This is a genomic window from Mannheimia indoligenes (assembly GCF_036880405.1).
Taxonomy (GTDB): Bacteria; Pseudomonadota; Gammaproteobacteria; order Enterobacterales; family Pasteurellaceae; genus Mannheimia; species Mannheimia indoligenes.
The window spans coordinates 22,931-39,783 of sequence record NZ_JBAJJM010000004.1 but is presented as its reverse complement, the minus strand read 5'-3'; the positions used below and the strand labels follow the sequence as shown (position 1 = coordinate 39,783).

General features: G+C 38.5%; 18 protein-coding genes. 6 read left to right on the top strand and 12 right to left on the bottom strand.

The window, feature by feature from the left end; genetic code table 11:
• Both map and V6W77_RS02820 read right to left on the bottom strand, forming a co-directional pair.
• Positions 1-804 (bottom strand): type I methionyl aminopeptidase, encoded by an 804-nt coding sequence (gene map / locus V6W77_RS02825; RefSeq protein ID WP_283386816.1) that lies wholly within the window; start codon positions 802-804, stop codon positions 1-3.
• 80 nt (positions 805-884) lie between these two features.
• Complete coding sequence (locus V6W77_RS02820) at positions 885-1,550, bottom strand: 7-cyano-7-deazaguanine/7-aminomethyl-7-deazaguanine transporter (RefSeq protein WP_025236719.1); 666 nt, start codon at positions 1,548-1,550, stop codon at positions 885-887.
• A gap of 204 nt (positions 1,551-1,754) precedes the next feature.
• On the opposite strand from V6W77_RS02820, the gene V6W77_RS02815 reads away from it, so the two are divergent.
• On the top strand, positions 1,755-2,444 hold the full coding sequence (locus V6W77_RS02815) for a pirin family protein (protein WP_334253726.1): 690 nt from the start codon (positions 1,755-1,757) through the stop codon (positions 2,442-2,444).
• A gap of 76 nt (positions 2,445-2,520) precedes the next feature.
• Here V6W77_RS02815 and hemB read toward each other — a convergent pair whose 3' ends face one another.
• The 5 genes from hemB to ubiB form a co-directional block, all read right to left on the bottom strand.
• Positions 2,521-3,540 carry a porphobilinogen synthase gene (gene hemB, locus V6W77_RS02810; RefSeq protein WP_025236721.1) on the bottom strand — a complete coding sequence of 340 codons (1,020 nt, stop codon included), beginning with the start codon at positions 3,538-3,540 and terminating at the stop codon, positions 2,521-2,523.
• Between the two features lie 63 nt (positions 3,541-3,603).
• Positions 3,604-4,359, bottom strand: coding sequence for a twin-arginine translocase subunit TatC (gene tatC / locus V6W77_RS02805; protein ID WP_025236722.1), 756 nt, complete (start codon positions 4,357-4,359; stop codon positions 3,604-3,606).
• Positions 4,346-4,996, bottom strand: a complete 651-nt coding sequence (gene tatB, locus V6W77_RS02800; RefSeq protein WP_334253725.1) for a Sec-independent protein translocase protein TatB — start codon at positions 4,994-4,996, stop codon at positions 4,346-4,348. Before tatB ends, tatC begins: the two co-directional genes overlap by 14 nt.
• Before the next feature lie 3 nt (positions 4,997-4,999).
• Positions 5,000-5,239, bottom strand: a complete 240-nt coding sequence (gene tatA / locus V6W77_RS02795) for a Sec-independent protein translocase subunit TatA (protein ID WP_025342164.1) — start codon at positions 5,237-5,239, stop codon at positions 5,000-5,002.
• 110 nt (positions 5,240-5,349) lie between these two features.
• Entirely contained in the window at positions 5,350-6,987 is a 1,638-nt protein-coding gene (ubiB, locus tag V6W77_RS02790; RefSeq protein ID WP_334253724.1) for a ubiquinone biosynthesis regulatory protein kinase UbiB, read from the bottom strand.
• Between the two features lie 186 nt (positions 6,988-7,173).
• On the opposite strand from ubiB, the gene V6W77_RS02785 reads away from it, so the two are divergent.
• Positions 7,174-7,362 carry a hypothetical protein gene (locus V6W77_RS02785; RefSeq protein ID WP_334253723.1) on the top strand — a complete coding sequence of 63 codons (189 nt, stop codon included), beginning with the start codon at positions 7,174-7,176 and terminating at the stop codon, positions 7,360-7,362.
• Between the two features lie 152 nt (positions 7,363-7,514).
• Positions 7,515-8,117, top strand: coding sequence for a hypothetical protein (locus V6W77_RS02780; protein WP_334253722.1), 603 nt, complete (start codon positions 7,515-7,517; stop codon positions 8,115-8,117).
• A gap of 43 nt (positions 8,118-8,160) precedes the next feature.
• On the opposite strand, the gene V6W77_RS02775 is transcribed toward V6W77_RS02780, so the two are convergent.
• Both V6W77_RS02775 and ubiE read right to left on the bottom strand, forming a co-directional pair.
• Positions 8,161-8,799, bottom strand: a complete 639-nt coding sequence (locus V6W77_RS02775) for a ubiquinone biosynthesis accessory factor UbiJ (protein ID WP_334253721.1) — start codon at positions 8,797-8,799, stop codon at positions 8,161-8,163.
• Positions 8,800-8,801: 2 nt separating this feature from the next.
• Positions 8,802-9,590 (bottom strand): bifunctional demethylmenaquinone methyltransferase/2-methoxy-6-polyprenyl-1,4-benzoquinol methylase UbiE, encoded by a 789-nt coding sequence (gene ubiE / locus V6W77_RS02770; protein WP_283386810.1) that lies wholly within the window; start codon positions 9,588-9,590, stop codon positions 8,802-8,804.
• 329 nt (positions 9,591-9,919) lie between these two features.
• Between ubiE and corA the strand changes: the two genes are divergently transcribed.
• Together corA and V6W77_RS02760 are read left to right on the top strand one after the other, a co-directional pair.
• Positions 9,920-10,873 (top strand): magnesium/cobalt transporter CorA, encoded by a 954-nt coding sequence (gene corA / locus V6W77_RS02765; RefSeq protein ID WP_025236728.1) that lies wholly within the window; start codon positions 9,920-9,922, stop codon positions 10,871-10,873.
• Positions 10,874-10,939: 66 nt separating this feature from the next.
• Entirely contained in the window at positions 10,940-12,742 is a 1,803-nt protein-coding gene (locus V6W77_RS02760) for a DUF4153 domain-containing protein (protein ID WP_334253720.1), read from the top strand.
• A gap of 43 nt (positions 12,743-12,785) precedes the next feature.
• On the opposite strand, the gene V6W77_RS02755 is transcribed toward V6W77_RS02760, so the two are convergent.
• Together V6W77_RS02755 and V6W77_RS02750 are read right to left on the bottom strand one after the other, a co-directional pair.
• Positions 12,786-13,790: an ornithine carbamoyltransferase gene (locus V6W77_RS02755; RefSeq protein WP_283386808.1), complete on the bottom strand. Its 1,005-nt coding sequence runs from the start codon at positions 13,788-13,790 to the stop codon at positions 12,786-12,788.
• 78 nt (positions 13,791-13,868) lie between these two features.
• A complete protein-coding gene (locus V6W77_RS02750; RefSeq protein ID WP_334253719.1) occupies positions 13,869-14,708 on the bottom strand; it encodes a PhzF family phenazine biosynthesis protein in 840 nt (279 codons plus the stop codon).
• 245 nt (positions 14,709-14,953) lie between these two features.
• Here V6W77_RS02750 and V6W77_RS02745 point away from each other — a divergent pair, with 245 nt between their 5' ends.
• Positions 14,954-16,288 carry an anaerobic C4-dicarboxylate transporter gene (locus V6W77_RS02745; RefSeq protein ID WP_025236732.1) on the top strand — a complete coding sequence of 445 codons (1,335 nt, stop codon included), beginning with the start codon at positions 14,954-14,956 and terminating at the stop codon, positions 16,286-16,288.
• Between the two features lie 87 nt (positions 16,289-16,375).
• Here the strand turns inward: V6W77_RS02745 and V6W77_RS02740 are convergent, their stop codons facing one another.
• On the bottom strand, positions 16,376-16,786 hold the full coding sequence (locus V6W77_RS02740; protein ID WP_334229613.1) for a DoxX family protein: 411 nt from the start codon (positions 16,784-16,786) through the stop codon (positions 16,376-16,378).
• Between the last annotated feature and the right edge of the window lie 67 nt (positions 16,787-16,853).

Below are 16,853 nucleotides of genomic sequence, written 5' to 3'. Positions count from 1 at the left end.
TTACACATTTTGCATCACACGACTAATTCGCCCGGCTTGAATTTCTTCATCACGAATTGTTAGCACTTCACAACCGTCTTTAGTTACCACAATTTGATGTTCGTATTGAGCAGAATGACTGCGGTCTTTGGTTTTTACTGTCCAACCATCGCCCATTAAACGGATCTCTTTTTTCCCTGAATTGACCATTGGCTCAATGGTAAAAACCATTCCCTCTTTTAACACAACACCGCCATCGTCTGCTGCATAATGCACGACTTGCGGCTCGCAATGGAACTCGGTGCCGATACCGTGTCCGCAATATTCACGCACAACAGAGAAGCCCTCTTTTTCCACATACTTTTGAATTGCGGTGCCGATCTCTTTTAAGCGGATACCTGCTTTTACCGTACGAATGCCGATGTAAAGGGATTCTTGAGTAACTTCCATTAAGCGTTTATCACGCACACTTGGCTCGCCTACCACATACATCATTGAATTGTCGCCATAGTAGCCATCTTTAATTACCGTTACATCAATATTTAGAATATCGCCTTTTTTCAGTTTTTTATCATCACTCGGAATACCGTGGCAAACCACTTCATTTAGCGAGATACATACGGATTTTGGAAAACCGTGATAACCAAGACTCGCAGAAGTTGCCCCATTCGCTAAAATATAGTCGTGGCAAATTTTATCTAATTCACCTGTACTCACGCCTTCTTTAACATACGGCGTGATCATCACCAGCACATCTGAGGCTAATTTGCAGGCTTCACGTAATTTTTGGATTTCTTCTTCATTTCTTAATGGAATATTGCTCATTGTTTTGTTCTCTAAATATAAAAAATTATGGGGATTATACCTTTTTTCGACATAATCCCCAAACCCTCACAGAATAATTTCTATTTCAAATCTAATTTTTTCATAATGAAATTTAATACAACACCATAAAGCGGCAAGAACAGTAATAAACTCACAAAAAGTTTAAACGCGTAATCTACCGACCCGATGGTAAACCAATGTTCCGCCATATATTCATCACTACTTTTATAGAACGCCACTGCGAAAAAGACGAAAGTGTCGATTAATGTGCCGAAAATGGTCGAACACATTGGAGCAAGCCACCAGCTTTTGCCTTGACGTAAACGGTTGAATACAAAAATATCCAGAAATTGTCCAACCACATAGCCACTAAAACTAGCTAATGCAATTCGGAAAACAAAAAGATTAAATTCAGATAAAGCAGCAAAGCCTTGAAATTCGGTTTCAAAGAACAACACTGAAATGATGTAACTAATAAGCAACGCAGGCAACATTACGAGAAAAATAATTTTTCGAGCCAGCTCAGCCCCAAACACTCGCACAGTTAAATCGGTAGCTAAGAAAATAAACGGGAAAGTGAAAGTTCCCCAAGTAGTCGGAATCACCCAATCAGTAAATGGCACTTTTATTTCAAACGTAATCTGCACTAAATAGTTACTGATGGTAATAATAAAAATGTGGAAAAGGGAAAGTAAAATCAGCGAACGAAATTTGCTTTCGTCCGAAAAATAAGTATTAAGATTCATATTGTATCCTTTTTAGTTAAACAACAACTTGAGGTAAGGGAACTCAAGGGGGCGTAATCATAACGTTTTTTAAGGAAAATGCAAGCGGTTCTTTTTTGCAAATTATTTACTAATAGAAAATAATTAATCCATAAAATAACCCTTTATCTATTTTTACAACAGAGTAAACTGTGCACAACAAAACACACAAATAAGGAATATATTATGTTACAACTTAGAAAAGCAAACGAACGTGGCAATGGATCTTTCGACTGGCTTGAGAGCTATCACACTTTTTCATTCGCCAATTATTACGACCCAAAACATATCCATTTTTCCCATTTACGCGTGATTAACGAGGACTTCATCGCACCAAATTACGGTTTTGGCAAGCACCCACACGATAATATGGAAATCTTAACTTATGTATTAAGTGGGCGTGTCGCTCACGAAGACAGTATGGGCAATAAAACTGAAGTGAAAGCGGGAGAATTTCAGATTATGTCGGCAGGTACAGGGATTTTCCATTCTGAAGTAAACCCATCTTCGGAAGAAACTCTGCACCTTTACCAAATTTGGATTATCCCAAATCAAAAAGATGTTACACCACGCTACAGCCAAGACAAATTTGCACCGAAAGAGGGGGCAAGCTTAATTCTTTCACCAAACGCAGAAGATGGCTCATTCAAAATTTATCAAGATATGAAATTGTGGCGTTACCAATACCCAACAACAAAAACAGAGCAAGTTACGCTTAACCGCAACCGCAGCTATTGGTTACAAGTAGTAAGAGGAAATTTAACTGTAAATGGCGTTGAGCTAACCACAAGCGATGCCTTAGGCATTCGCCAAGAAGATTTGTTAGAAATTAACGCTCAAGATGACGTAGAATTTTTACTGTTTGACTTAGTATAAATAACGAGTGTAAATAAGATACAAGCGGTTAAATTTGTAAATTTTTTTGCAAATCTAACCGCTTGTCGTTCATCAATTATTTTGATTGTGCATCTTCATATAACCACTTCGCCACACGTTTCGCGAAATAGGTTAAAATACCGTCTGCTCCTGCTCGTTTGAAGCAGAGCAAGCCTTCCATAATGCACTCACGCTCTTTTAGCCAACCATTTTGAATTGCTGCCATATGCATCGCATATTCACCGGAAACTTGGTAGGCAAAGGTTGGCACACCAAAGTTTTCTTTTACACGCCACACCATATCCAAATAAGGCATACCCGGTTTTACCATTACCATATCCGCACCTTCTTGAATATCCATTGCGACTTCGTGTAAACCCTCGTTACCATTCGCAGGATCAACTTGATAAGTGTATTTATTGCCGCCTTTTAAATTGCCGGCAGAACCTACCGCATCACGGAATGGACCATAGTAGTTTGAGGCATATTTTGCGGAATACGCCATAATTTGGGTGTTGATAAAACCGTTAGCCTCTAACGCCTCACGGATTTCGCCGATGCGTCCGTCCATCATATCACTTGGAGCAACAATATCTGCTCCTGCTTCTGCGTGTGATAACGCCTGTTTTACCAGCACTTCAGTGGTAATATCGTTTAATACATAACCCGTTTCATCAATGATACCGTCTTGCCCGTGCGTGGTAAATGGATCTAAGGCGACATCAGTAATCACACCTAACTCTGGAAATTTTGCTTTTAATGCACGTACTGCACGCTGAGCTAAGCCTTCAGGGTTATAAGCCTCTTCTGCCATTAGCGATTTTTTCGCATCGCCCACCACAGGGAAAAGAGCCACAGCAGGTACACCATATTTCACAAGCTCTGCTGCCTCAACTAAAAGTTGGTCTATAGTTAAACGCTCTACACCCGGCATTGAAGGCACTTGCACACGCTGATTTTCACCTTCAATCACAAACACAGGATAGATTAAATCATTTGCGGTTAATTGGTTTTCTGCCACTAAACGGCGGCTAAAATCGTGTCTGCGTAAACGACGCATACGGCGTAGAGGGAATTGAGATTGAATTACTTGCATTTTAAATTTCCTAAAAAGAATAAAGGCACAGCCACAGGTGCTATGCCTTTTTTAACAAAATTATTACTGTGCAACCTGCTCTGATGCGTCATCATCGTCTTTCGGACGATAGAATTTGGCACACAACACACCGACTTCAAACAACAAACACATTGGGATTGCTAATAAGGTTTGAGAGAAAATATCGGGTGGCGTGAGAAACATACCAATTACAAAAGCAGCCACGATAATATACGGGCGTTTTTCTCTTAAATCTTCAGGTGTAGTTACACCCGCCCAGCATAATAAAATGATTGCCACAGGCACTTCAAAACAGATACCAAATGCCATAAAGATGGTTAAAACGAAATCTAGATAGCTACTGATATCGGTTGCCATTGTTACCCCTTCAGGGGCAGTTGAGGTTAAGAAGCCGAAAACTAATGGGAATACCACATAATAAGCAAAAGCCACACCGCAGTAGAACAACAAGGTGCTTGAAACCAATAGTGGGTAAACTAAGCGTTTTTCCTGCTTATACAACGCAGGGGCAACGAAAGCCCAAACTTGGTATAAAATAAAAGGCACAGACAAAAACACCGACACAACAATAGTCAATTTAATTGGTGTAAAAAACGGCGTTGCAACATTGGTTGCAATCATCGTTGCACCTTCAGGCAGGTTCTCTGTTAAAGGGGTTGCCAATAGGGTATAAATATCGTTTGCCCAATAAACTAAGCAACAAAAAACGACTAAAATACAAATAAAACAACGTAATAATCGGTTTCTGAGTTCAATCAAATGCGAAATCAGCGGTTGAGATTCATCAACTTCTGCCATACTCTGCCTCCGATTTCTTCGCTGTTTCCGTTGTAGCTGTAGCCGGAGTTGCTAAATCGTCATCTGGTGGGTAGTAAGCCGACATATCCACCAGTGCTTCTTCCATTTCAGCTAATTCTGCAATTTCATCCGGCGATAATTCGCTGTCTGCTTTAGAAGCAGGTAATTGCTCAGATAAATCATCAACTGCAAGCGGTTGATTTTCTACTGTTTTTTGCAACTCTTGAGCTTCTAGCTCTTGGCTTTCCTGCTCAATTTTCTGTTGAATTTCTGCCACCTGCTCATCGCTCAGTTTTGGTACTGTTGCCGATGTTGCAGCATTATTATCAAACTCATTTTTTGCAGAATTAATCGAATCTTGCAACTGAGTCGCCGAGTTTTTCAAATCTTCTACGGTTTTACTCAATTCAGGCGAAAGGGAACTCAAATTAAGCTCTTCCGCCTTTTTAATGCTGTCTTTTAATTCCTGCAATTTAAGTTCTTGAGCTAATTCATTTTGCACGTTTGCGGCTAAACCTCGAATTGTACCCACCCAGCCCATCACGGTTCTAATCGCAATCGGCATACGTTTTGGACCTAGCACCACTAAGCCCACAATCATAATCAGTACTAATTCAGAAAAACCTACATCAAACACGAATTAAACCTGCTCTTTATCTTTTACAACGGTTTGTTGTTGCTCTGTTGAAACTCTTTCTTTCACTTCAACTTTTTCAACGTTATCAAATCCTGCGTCTTTTTTCTCATCAGACATTGCTTTTTTGAAGCCTTTTACTGATTCACCTAAGTCAGAACCTAAAGTACGTAATTTCTTTGTACCGAAAAGTAACACGATGATTGCAACCACAATCAGAAGTTGCCAAATACTAATACCACCCATAAAAACTCCTTTCATTTAATTGGGAATAAATAAAGTAAAACTCCATTCATTATATGTTACTTTGACATATAAAAAAGGGATTTTGCAAAAAATTTATAAAAAACGACCGCTTATTTGCGTTGGCTCAAAATCAACGCCAGCGGAAATATGGTTAATAATGACACACTCAGCCACAGAGGCAAAGATTCAAATTTCCAAAATGTGCCGAGGATCACAATTAGCGAAATCGACAGCGTAATAAAACGGCTATTTTTGCTTGAATTTTGGTCTTTTAAACTCTCATTAATTTCCGCCAATCTAAAGTTGATCTGTTTCTGTTGCTGCAAGGCTTTAAACATCGCCTCAGGAAATTCGGCAAAATGTTCACGATATTGCGGCAAACGCTGCTTAATATCCCGAATCATCGCTTTTACGCCCACCTGCTCATTCAGCCAATTTTGTAAAAACGGTTTTGCCGTTTGCCATAAATCAAGCTGTGGATAAACCTGTCTACCCAAGCCTTCAATATAAAGTAAGGTTTTTTGTAACAACACTAACTGCGGCTGCACTTCCATATTAAATTCTCGAGCCACATTAAACAGATTCAGCAAAACGTGTCCAAATGAAATTTCAGACAACGGCTTGGCGAAAATCGGCTCGCACACTTCACGGAAAGCTTGTTCAAATTTATCAATATCGGTATCCGGCGGCGTCCAACCCGACTCCACGTGCATTAACGCCACACGGCGGTAATCACGGTTAAAAAACGCCACAAAACTTTCCGCCAAATAGCGTTTATCGTTATGGTTTAGCGTGCCGACAATACCGCAATCAATGCCAATATATTGCGGATTGTGCGGATGTTCACGGCTAACAAAAATATTACCGGCGTGCATATCTGCGTGGAAAAAGCTATCACGAAACACTTGGGTGAAAAACACTTGCACACCACGTTCGGCAAGTAATTTCATATCTGTTCCATTTGCTTCAAGCTCGGCAATATTGGATACAGGAATACCGTAAATCCGCTCCATCACAATCAGATTTTTATGGCAGAAATCTTGGTACATTTCCGGCACATAGAGCATTTCACTGTTTTCAAAATTAGCTCTCAGCCGAACAGCATTGTGCATTTCTTTGCGTAAATCCAGCTCGTCTAAAATCGTTTTTTCGTACTCTCTAACTACTTCGACCGCACGCAAACGCTTGCCATCATTTGATAATTTTGGGATCAGTTGAGCAATTTTATACATTAACTCCAAATCCGCTTTGATAACAGGTTCAATGCCCGGACGAATCACTTTCAACACCACATCTTTGCCTGCAAGCGGTTGATTTTGATTAAATTTTGCCGTGTGAACCTGAGCAATCGAGGCAGATGCCAACGCCGTTTCATCAAAATTTTCAAACCACGTTTCGAGAGAACCACCTAATGCTTGCTCCATAATTTGACGAGCAATTTTGCCATCAAAAGGCTCAACATTATCTTGTAATAACGCAAGTTGATCGGCAAGCTCGGGGGAAAACAGATCGCGTCTGGTGGCTAACATTTGTCCGAGTTTGATCCAAACCGGTCCAAGCTCTTGCAACGCCAAACGTAAACGTACACCGTAAGGTTTGTCTGGATGTTGATTCTTCACCCAAAACAAAGCCTTACGCCCTAGCTTTACTTTGCGGGTAATCGGTAAATTCGGAATAGCTTCCTCAATGCCATAACGAAGAAAAGTGCGGATAATATGGTAAAAGCGGTTAAGATTTTTGATGTTCATTGAAATATTAATCTAATAGAAGTTGGTAAGATTTTAGCAAAAAAGCAGCTAAAGACGTAGGCTTGTATTTATTTTTACAGTGACAAGACACACGAAGTGTACACTTCGTGTGCTTTCTCTTGACAGAGAAAGCACTAGTTCTAGTAAATCTTATCTTAAACTATTTATATCTAGGAAGTGTAATTTATGGTCTATTTAATTGAATATACCTATACCGAACAACATGCAGATCGTTCTTTTCATTTTGTGAAGGCTGAAAATACAGAAAAAGCTATTTTACAAGCCAAAGAATATATTACTGACTTACTTCATTATCGTTTTGGTGACCAAACTGAATTTGAATTAGTTAAAATTGAAGAAATTAAGGAGGCTTAAAGATGGAATCATTTAAATTAGTGATGGACTTAGTGAAGATATTATTTATTACATTTTTAGCTGTTTCAATTGTGTTTTATTTTAATAATCGGAAAAAGAAATAATCTCAATTATAGTTTACTAGAACTAACCATAAATATAGTGAGGTAGTTATGTTTAAAAATGTAATGCTTATGTGCATCTTGCTAATTCCAACGTATTCTCGGGCAACGGAATTTACCACTTTTTCAGAAAAAGGTATTTCATTAAAAACCCCAACTGGTTGCCGAATTTTGGGCGAGGAAGAAATACAATCAGTAAGAAAAGAAGCCAAAGCATCATTTCCAAAAATTCCTTATACTAGTTTTACAAGCACAGTTTTGTTATCAATGAGATGTGGTGATAACGGCTTAGGAGCAAATTTACGTCTATCTTATAAAAAAGATAAAAACACCTATACTGGTATTAATCATAAATTAGAAACTCTCTCTTCCCAAGAACGTAGAGAGCTTGAAAACGAAACCAAGAATGTATTAATTAACACAATGCCATCTGCATTATCAGTATCAAATGTCTATGTTAGAATTTTAAACAGAGAGCCTAGAACTGGGATCTTAATCAGTTACAACCGAACAGGTAATTGGTCTGTTTTTATCTATAATTTTTATGATGAACGGAATCAAAGAAAAGTCCTTTTGACTCTTTCCTACCACACTCCTGAAAAAGGCAAATTTGAGCCGATTTTTGAAAAAGTCGTTAATTCACTACAATTCTAGCTCATTTGTCCCATTAAAAATAGTGAACGCACTGCGTTCACTATTAAGAATTAGAGCTATCTAGTAATTTTGCGAATTTTTGCTCTAATTTAACCGCTTGTTGGGCAAGTTCTTCAACTTGGTCGTAAAAATTCACTGCTTGCAGGCGATGAACGAGCACAGGGCGTTCTTGCATTAAATTATCAACCAAATGTTGGTTATTTAGCTCGAACTGAGATTTAATTTTACCTGCCATCTTTTTCGCAAAATCGGTTGAAGTTTGTGCTAATACATCACCAATAAAAGGGGAAAGCAACTCCGCAGGGTCTTTTTCTAACTGCTCAAGTAACGTGGTGAAATGTTGCAACACCTGAATATCGCCATTTAGCACGAGCGATTTATTATTGATTAAGTCGGTGAGTTTTTGTTTATCTGCCAGTTTAGGGAGTGTTTCAAACGCCAATTGTACAGAACAATCTGGCTCGCCTTCATAGCTACCTAGCCAATCTGTTCGATTTTCACCAAACAGGATAAAAAAATCCATTTTGGGCGAAATTAGTTCAATTTTAAGCACTTTTCCTGTTAATTTACGTAGGTTAGGTTCAATATGTGGTGAGCGTTTAAGTAACGCATTAAATGCCGTTTCAATCAACCCAAAAGCAAATTGAGGAAACATCAATTGTTGTTTAAGTTCATTTAACATCGCTAAAATTTATAACCTCTGTGTAACGCCACAATGCCCGCACTTAAATTATAGTAATTTACGCTATCAAAGCCGGCGTTTTCCATCATTGCTTTCAGCTCATCTTGTTTTGGGTGCATACGGATAGACTCTGCCAAATAGCGGTAACTTTCCGCATCATTTACCACCACTTCACCCACTTTCGGCAAAATATTGAAAGAATAGAAATTATAAAGTTGGCTGATCGGATCAATAATCGGCTTTGAGAATTCCAATACAAGTAAGCGACCGCCTGGTTTTAGCACGCGGAACATTGAACGTAGGGCTTTGTCTTTGTCGGTAACATTTCGCAAACCGAAACTAATCACAATGCAATCAAAGGTGTTATCGGCAAACGGCAAACACTCCGCATTTGCCTGTACATAACTCACATTGCCGACCACACCTAAATTACGTAGTTTTTCCCGCCCGACTTCAAGCATTGAGCTATTGATATCCGCTAAAATCACTTCGCCTGTTTCACCCACAATTCGGGAAAATTTTGCGGTAAAATCCCCCGTACCGCCAGCTAAATCCAGCACTTTTTGCCCTTTGCGAACGCCACTGCAATCAATGGTAAAACGCTTCCACACACGATGGATACCAAATGAGAGCAAATCATTCATTAAGTCATATTTACCTGCCACCGAGTGAAACACATTCGCCACGAGCTGCTGTTTTTCTTCTTTAGCAACAGTTTTAAAACCGAAGTGAGTGGTTTCTGTAGCTTGGTCTAATTTTTCAATTTGTTCTGGTTGCTGAACGTTATTCATAGCTCATTCTCTTTCATTAAAATTTAGGTGTAACCATAGCAAAAAAGCGGTCATTTTTCCTTAATAATTTGCAAATTTCATCAAAAAAATCACCGCTTGTAGCATTGTCAATTTTCCAAGCAAACCTCCGCTTACTTGACTAAAAAACCTAAATTCTGTAACATTCGTACATTATTTTTTCTTGAGGATTACACATTTTGGACAGCCATAGTCGATACTTAACTCTTTAACCTATCTTGTCTAACCTCAAATTACCGACAAGATCGGTAATACTCGCCTAGTATCTTTGTTCCTTTTTGTCCTAGCCTCCTAACCATTCGGAGCTTAATATGATCCGTGCTTTTGGACTGGATAACGCACGCTTAGTCAGCGTTGATGAAACTAACCCAACCCTACTCAATGATGCAATATGGATCGACCTCATCGACCCTTCTGAAGCTGAAAGAAGCGTGTTAGAAAACCGTTTAGACCAAACCCTTGCTGAAGAACACGAATTAGAAGACTTAGAAGCTTCTGCCCGCTTTTTTGAAGATGAAGACGGCTTACACTTGCACTCATTCTTTTATTGTTTAGATGATGGTGGCTATGCGGATATTGCTACCGTTGCCTTTACTATTCGTGATGGGCGTTTATTCACGTTTCGTGATCGAGATTTACCGGCATTTCGCCTGTATCGTATGCGTTCACGCCGTGAAAAATTAATTGACAGTAACGCTTATGAATTGTTGCTCGACTTATTTGAAACCAAAATCGAACAGCTGGCAGACGTAATTGAGGAGGTCTATGCGAATTTGGAAAAATTAAGCCGTGTGATTTTAGACGGTAAACAAGAAAAAGATAACTTTAACGATGCACTTTCTCGCTTAACTGAATTTGAAGATGCCAGCTCAAAAGTGCGATTATGTTTGATGGATACCCAGCGAGCCTTAAGTTTCCTATTGCGTAAAACACGCTTACCGAATAACCAGCTTGAGCAAGCTCGAGATATTATGCGAGATATTGAATCCCTACAACCGCATAATGAGTCATTATTCCAAAAAGTAAACTTCTTAATGCAAGCGGCAATGGGTTATATCAATATTGAGCAGAACCGCATTATGAAATTCTTCTCGGTGGTGTCGGTGATGTTCCTGCCGGCAACCTTAGTAGCCTCCACTTATGGAATGAACTTTGAATTTATGCCTGAATTGGGCTTTAAATATGGTTACCCAATGGCGATTGGTTTGATGATTATCGCCGCCTCAGCACCGTATCTTTACTTTAAACGTAAAGGTTGGTTATAAACGAAAGCCTATAGTTTTATAAACTATAGGCTTTCTTATTCTCTCACAATTGGTTAGGAAATATTTATGTTTGATAAATTAAAACACTTCGGCACTATGGTAAAAAATGCCATTATTCAGCACCCGATTGAAATTTTATTCGTAACCTATGTAACATCAATATTGCTGCCTTATGGGGGCGAATATAATTCATTAAAAACTTTTCAAAACTTAATTGCCCTTGCTCCAATTTGCTTTATGATGCTTTATTTAGCACGCAGCACCAAAGCTTATTGGCTTTTACTTCTGTTGCCGATTGCAATTGCCTTGTTTTTTACTGAAATCAAACTTGAACTTATTAAAGATTCCCGTTATTGGGCTGTAATGCTTTGTACTTTCTTATGTTTAATCAGCCAACATTGGCATAAAAATAATACATATTTTGTCCGTGAAACGGTCAATAAATTAGTAAATATTGGCTTTGCTTTTGTATTAGCAACGATTATTTTTGCAGCATTAAGTGCGATTACATTTGCCATTACCAAGCTATTTAACCTCAATAGTTATGACTACTCTCTATTCGAGCGGTTCTGGATATTTTCTATTGTTTGGGCTTTCCCTGTTCTATTTCTAACACTTGAACACCAAAGATCTGCGGATGACTCCACCTATTTAAATCGAGTCGGTGAAATGTTACTAAACTGGATTTTATCACCGGCGTTAATTATCTATACCACCATTATTTATGCTTATGTGGTTTATATTATTATCAGAGGCGAAATGCCAAATGGCGTGGTGGCAAACGTTGCATTCCCCTATTTAACTATTGGTTTGGCAATACAAGCGGTGCAATTATTGTTACAAAATGCAAAATGGCAGTGGTTCTATCGTTACTATGTTTATTTAGCCTTATTGCCACTCGCTTTAGTGTGGTATGCCATTTACATTCGCCTAAGCAATTATGGCTTAACTGAAGCCCGTATTTATTTAGCGATTGGAGCTATTACTTTATCCATCTGTTATGGATTATTACTAGTACAACGTTTCGCTCAATACCGCTTATTCTCTGCGGTTTCGATTGCAGTCATTTTGATTTCAGTATTTGTTTTAGACCCACAACAAATGGCGATTAAAGACCAAACCCAGCGTTTAGATCGCTATTTGAAAGAACATAACTTGCTAGATAAGAATAATAAAATCGATAAAGAAGCCGTATTTAAACATAAACAATCACTAGACGATAACCGTGCTGAAATTGAACGTTTTAATTCAATGGTAAGTTATGTTGCAAGAGAATTTCACTCTGAAAAATTTAAAGAAAAATATGGTATTGAGTCATCTTATGAACTGATTAGCGAGAGAGATTATAATGAGAATCCACGCATCTTTGAAACCTCTGATCTCAGCCCTATTCGCTTAACCAAAACCGATATGGAAAATGTAAAAGAGTTTATTGTTCTTGAGAGAAGGTTTTATCGCCCAACCCATATCTATACTCGAAGAACCGAAGAAGATAGAAATCAGTGCCAAACGTTAATCTATCAAGGTTATGATTTTACCACTAATGAATTTAATGCGGATAATTATACCAAAACCGCCCAAGCCTGTGATGAAATAAAAGCCCCGACGGAGTTTATCATTGCCTTTAAAGGCATTGAGCCGGAAATTCAATTTAATATAGACGATGAAGTACGAAAAATTTTTGCTAAACACAAGTTAGACATTACGCAAACGCATCAATATGAAGTATTGGAAAACATAAAATCCGACCTACTCAACATTGATTTAGGTAGTGTGGTGTTATCATTGAGTGATATTCGACTTCAGTTTGAAGATAATATTGGCTATATGGTAGATAATTTCAGTATGAAATATTTGATGTTTAAATAACGAAAAAGCGGATTATTTTTTAATAATCCGCTTTTAATTTCAACTAAGCCAAACTTGCCACCATCACCGCTTTAATCGTGTGCATTCGGTTTTCTGCCTGCTCAAACGCTACATTCGCGGGTGATTCAAACACCTCTTCGGTTACTTCAATACCGTTTGCTAATGCAGGATATTTTTCAGCGATCTCTTTACCAACTTTGGTTTCACAGTTATGGAATGCCGGCAAGCAGTGCATAAATTTTACTTTAGGATTGCCGGTCAATTTCATTAATTCAGGCGTTACTCGGTAAGGCATTAATAAATCAATACGTTCGCCCCAACTGTCTAACGGCTCACCCATTGAAACCCAAACATCGGTATGTACGAAATCTACACCTTTAACTGCTTTCTCAATGTCTTCAGTTACGGTAATTCTTGCCCCTGATTCCGCTGCAAATTTTTGGCACATTTCAACTAAAGCTTCTTCAGGCAATAAGGCTTTCGGAGCACAAATACGAACGTCCATTCCTAATTTCGCCCCGATTAATAATAGAGAATTGCCCATATTATTGCGGGCATCGCCAATATAAACATAGCTGATTTGGCTTAACGGTTTTTCGCAATTTTCAATCATCGTTAAAACATCGGCAAGCATTTGGGTTGGGTGGAATTCATCGGTTAAACCATTAAACACCGGCACGCCTGCATAGTCGGCAAGCTCTTGCACCACCGATTGTTTAAAGCCACGATATTGAATTGCATCATACATTCTACCCAACACACGGGCTGTATCTTTCATTGATTCTTTATGCCCGATTTGTGAAGAGGTTGGGTCAATATAAGTAACGTGAGCCCCCTGATCGTAAGCCGCCACTTCGAAAGCACAGCGGGTACGGGTGGAGGTTTTTTCAAAAATTAACGCAATATTTTTGCCTTTTAACTTTTGCTGTTCTGTGCCTGCATATTTCGCACGTTTTAAATCACGAGCCAAATCTAATAAAAAGCGAATTTCACGCTCGGTGTGATTTACTAAACTTAATAAATGTCTGTTTTTTAAGTTAAACGCCATTTTGTTTCTCCCTGTAAACATTAAAATAAAAATATGCAAAATTATTGCATAATAATTCAGCTGACAGCAACCAAAATTTTACGGTAAATAAAATTCTCCTTTACCCACTAAAATTGCTTTACCGCCAACGAAGATAGTGTGCTTCTCATCAACACTTAAAGACAAACGGTTCGGTCTATCTATTTCATCACCTTGAGAAATAGTAACATTCAATGGTGTTAGCCCTTTTGCAATATGCCACCCGCCCAAATTTGCCGCAGCTGAGCCTGTTCCCGGATCTTCCACTACCGCACCTTGTGCAGTAAAAAACAATCGGGCTTTTACTTTATATCCCATTCTATGCCAAATATAGAGACTATCTTTAATTGCTCTATTACCTATAAATAAATTTGCATTTATTTTGCAATTTTCGACCGCTTGTGGGGACGATAACTCAATCAACAACTGCTCTACGCCGGTGTTTACATAGCAAGGTTCACAAGCGATATCGCTAATCTCAAGTCCTAAAATATCGGCACATTCGGCACGGCTTAGAGGGGTACTTTCCAACTTTGCTCCATTTTTTAATGCAAAGATAACTTCATTATTTTGATGTTGAATTTCTACTAAACCTGCATTGGTTTCAAGAAGGTATTCATCAGGCAGATTGAGTTGCGAATGTAAAACGAAAGCTGCACCAACGGTTGGGTGTCCTGCGAAAGGCATTTCATAATCAGGCGTAAAAATTTTGAGTTTTTTGACCGCTTGTAAATAGGTAGGAGATTGAATAAAAACGACTTCGGAAAGATTAAACTGACGGGCGATAAGCTGCATTTGGCTGTCATCTAATCCATCTGCTTCATAAAATACCGCAACTGGATTGCCACCAAAATGGCTTTGTGCGAAAACATTAATTAATGAGTAAAAGTAGCTTTTCATAACACCTTTTAAAATGAATAATTATTCATTTTGGTTAAATTTTTGTTCCGCAAATTCTATCAGAGCAACCGTTTGCCTTCAAGTGAGTTATCTATTAATTGCTTAGTAATCTATTTTTCTAAAAAAGAAATTAAATTTTCATCAACCCACCTCTTTAGAGTTAGTAATTTTTGATTTATTTCAAAGTTTAAAAAAATAATTCGAGTATACTTATTTCCAGTGATTATTTTTAAATTGAGGTTCTTATGCTTTATGCAGAATTTTTGCTCTTATTAGCATTTTTATACGCTGGTAGCCGTTATGGTGGTATCGGTTTAGGGGTTGTGTCAGGTATTGGTTTATTCGTGGAAGTTTTCTTCTTAGGAATGCCACTTTCCGCTCCGCCAATCAGCGTTATGTTAGTGATTTTAGCCGTTGTAACCTGTGCTTCTATCCTTGAAGCAGCTGGCGGTTTAAAATTTATGTTGCAGATTGCAGAACGCATTTTACGTAACAACCCTAAACGTATTACGTTCTTAGGTCCGCTTGTTACCTATGTGATGACGTTGATGTTAGGTACAGGGCATTCTGTTTACTCAATTATGCCGATTATCGGCGATATTGCCTTAAAAAATAAAATCAGACCGGAACGCCCAATGGCAGCAGCATCTGTTGCCTCTCAATTAGGGATTACCGGTAGCCCGTTATCTGCAGCGGTTGCTTATTATTTAACTGAAATTACTAAATTACCGGGCTTTGAAGGTGTTACGCTTTTAAATGTGGTAGGAGTAACTATTACCGCAACTTTCTGCGGTGTCATTGCGATGTCTTTATATAGCTTACGTCGCGGTAAAGAGCTTGAGGACGATCCTGAATTCCAACGTCGTATGCAAGACCCGGAATTACGCAAACAAATTGAACAAACCAGTGCAACTTCGTTAGATGAACAATTACCGGCAAGTGCGAAAAACTCAGTTTATCTATTCTTAGCTGCAATTGCGACTATTGTAGTTATTGCAATGATTCCAAGCATTAAACCAACAGTAGCTGCAACAGGCAAAGTAGCCGGTATGGATCAAATTATCCAAATTGTAATGCTTACCTTTGGTGGTTTAATCTTAATCTTAACTAAAACCGATCCGAAAAAAGTACCAAATGGTGTGGTATTTAAATCAGGTATGGTTGCCGCAATTGCAATTTTCGGTATTGCGTGGATGAGCGATACCTACTTTACGCACGCAATGCCGGCATTTAAAGCAGGCGTAATGGAAATGGTTCAAGCCCAACCTTGGACATTTGCTTTCGCAATGTTTGCGGTGTCTGTGGTGGTAAACAGCCAAGCGGTAACTGCAAAAATGTTATTACCGGTGGGGATTGCAATGGGCTTACCGGCTCCGTTATTAGTGGGTTTAATGCCGGCAACCTATGCTTACTTCTTTATCCCAAACTATCCGTCAGATATCGCAACCGTGAACTTTGACGTAACAGGCACAACTAAAATCGGTAAATACTACTTCAACCACAGCTTTATGGCTCCAGGTTTAGTAGGTGTGATTACTGCTTGTATTGTGGGTATTACAGTAGCGAATGTGTTAATCTAATTACATACTCATAAAACAAAAAACAAGCGGGCAGATTTTGTAAATTTTTTACCAAATCTGCCCGCTTGTATTATTAGCTAATGGGAATTACGCTTTACCAAATAATTTCGCATCGAGTGAATATTTTCCTGCACCGATGAAAATAAAGGTTAAGAATAATACTGAATAAAGACCGGCTAACTCGCCACCATTTAATAATGGTAATAATACATTACCTTGTGCACCGTGTACGATGAAAAACGCATACGCCATCATACCTGAAAGCAAAAATGCAGTTTGGCGTGTAAATAAACCTAAAATAAAGAAGATACCGCCTACAATTTCTAAAATGCCTGCCGCACCGTAAATTGAGAAGAGTGGTACACTGCCGTTACCGTTGGTCATCGACATTGGGAATTCAAAGAATTTTGCTGTGCCGTGAAGTAAGAACATATAACCTGCTACGATACGGGTAATTAAAAGAGCAAGCGGTTGTAAGTTGTTTAAAGTTGAGTTCATAAGCTTTCCTTAAAAAATAAAAGTAACTAAACAATTGAGGGCGTATTTTAAAGGAAAACATTTATTT